General features: G+C 59.0%; 1 protein-coding gene. It reads left to right on the forward strand.

Annotation, left to right across the window (positions count from 1 at the left end; genetic code table 11):
- The first annotated feature begins 98 nt into the window (after window positions 1–98).
- Window positions 99–2,045: an alpha-1,4-glucan--maltose-1-phosphate maltosyltransferase gene (locus tag NW845_RS12755; RefSeq protein WP_414378798.1), complete on the forward strand. Its 1,947-nt coding sequence runs from the start codon at window positions 99–101 to the stop codon at window positions 2,043–2,045.
- The last annotated feature ends 149 nt before the right edge of the window (window positions 2,046–2,194 follow it).

Consider the following 2,194-nt stretch of genomic DNA (forward strand, 5'->3'; position numbering starts at 1 on the left):
AGTGTACTGGGGAAAGGCTAAGCTTTGGCATGATTCTAAGTGCATTGTCTCATGCGGCGGTGCACCTCTAGAAATTGAAAAGGGGCGAGGTTAACCCTATGCGGCCAACGGAAGGTCGGCAACGGGCCATCATCGAGGCGGTGACGCCGGAAATCGACGGTGGGCGCTACGCCATCAAGCGAACGGTGGGGGAGTACGTGGTGGTGGAGGCGGACATCTTCGCCGATGGCCACGACCAACTCTCGGCGGTGCTCAGTTTTCGCCAGGCCGGGGCAACAGACTGGGAGGAGCTCTTCATGGAGCCCATCGGCAACGACCGCTGGCGGGCCCAATTTCAGGTCACACAAATTGGCCAAGCCTTTTACCGCATCTTGGCCTGGGTGGATCCTTTCCAAACCTGGCAGCAGGATCTGCACAAGCGGGTGGCTGCCGAGCAGGATGTGGCGGTGGAGCTGTTGATCGGGGCGGAGCTAGTGGAGCGGGCCGCCCAGGCTCAAAGCGGGGATCTGGCGGCAAAGCTGCGCAACTACGCCCAAATGCTCCGCCAAGGCGGGGATCCGGCTATCGAGATCGCCCTTTCCCCAACCCTGGGATCCCTGATGCAGCTCTACGGCGAGCGCCGCTTCGTCACCGCCTACCCGGAGCGACGGGTTTGGGTGGATCCGGAGAAGGCCCGCTTCAGCACCTGGTACGAGCTGTTTCCCCGCTCCTGTGGCCCTGACGAGCACACCCACGGCACTTTCCAGGATGTGATCGCTCGCCTGCCGCTGCTTGCCGAGATGGGCTTCGATGTGCTCTACCTGCCCCCCATCCACCCTATCGGGCGCACCTTCCGCAAGGGCAAAAACAACTCTATGACGGCAGAGCCGGAGGATGTGGGCTCTCCCTGGGCCATTGGCGGGCCAGAAGGCGGGCACAAGGCCATCCATCCGCAACTGGGATCCCTGGAGGATTTTCATCGCTTGGTGGCGGAGGCCAAAAAACTCAACATCGATATCGCCCTGGACATCGCCTTCCAGTGCTCGCCGGATCACCCCTATGTGAAAGAGCACCCGGAATGGTTTAGAAAGCGGCCCGACGGCACCATTCAATATGCGGAGAACCCGCCCAAGAAATATCAAGACATCTACCCCCTCGACTTTGAGACGGAAAACTGGCAGGCCCTCTGGGAGGAGTTAAAAAGCGTTATCGAATACTGGATCGACCAGGGAGTCACCATCTTTCGGGTTGATAATCCCCACACCAAGGCTTTTGGCTTTTGGGAGTGGTGCATCGGCCAGATCAAGGCCAAGCACCCGCAGACAATCTTTTTGTCTGAAGCCTTCACCCGCCCCAAACTGATGAAATCCTTGGCCAAGCTGGGCTTCACCCAGTCTTACACCTATTTCACCTGGCGCAACGACAAGTGGGGCCTGACGGAGTACTTCACCGAGCTCACCCAAACCCCGATGCGGGAGTACTATCGCCCCAACCTCTGGCCCAACACGCCGGACATTCTGAACGAGTTCTTGCAAAAGGGGGGACGCCCGGCTTTTATGCTGCGCCTCATCCTGGCGGCCACGCTGGGGGCCAGCTACGGTATCTACGGCCCCGCTTTTGAACTCTGCGAAAACCGTCCCCTCCGCCCCGGCAGCGAAGAGTATCTGGACTCGGAAAAATACCAAATCCGCCACTGGGATCTGGACACACCGGATAACTTGCGGCCTCTGATCGCGCAGGTGAACCGGATCCGACGGCAAAACCCGGCTTTGCAAAGCGACTGGAGCCTTGTGTTTCACCCCACCGACAACGAGGCCCTGATCTGCTATTCCAAGCGCACCTTTGATGGCAGCAACCGCATCTTGGTGGCGGTCAACTTGGATCCGTTTCACATTCAATCCGGCTGGGTCACCCTCAACCTGGGGGCTTTGGGTTTGGAACACTGGCAAACTTTCAAGGTGATCGACCTCTTGGACGGCCAGCAGTATTCCTGGCAGGGATCCACCAACTACATCAAGCTGGATCCCTGGACGATGCCAGCCCACATTTTTCTCATCGAAAGTTGAAGATCCCGACAACAGCAGTACAGTAAACTACCCGGCTCCGACCGCTAAGCGGTACGGAGCAGGCTTTAAGCACTACGCGCCGCTGACGCGAACGGTAGCCCTGCAGTTGGCAAGCCAACCACGGACCTCTAGGCCGGTTTACAGCGACC

This window comes from Synechococcus sp. H60.2 (genome assembly GCF_047462315.1).
Classification (GTDB): Bacteria; Cyanobacteriota; Cyanobacteriia; order Thermostichales; family Thermostichaceae; genus Thermostichus.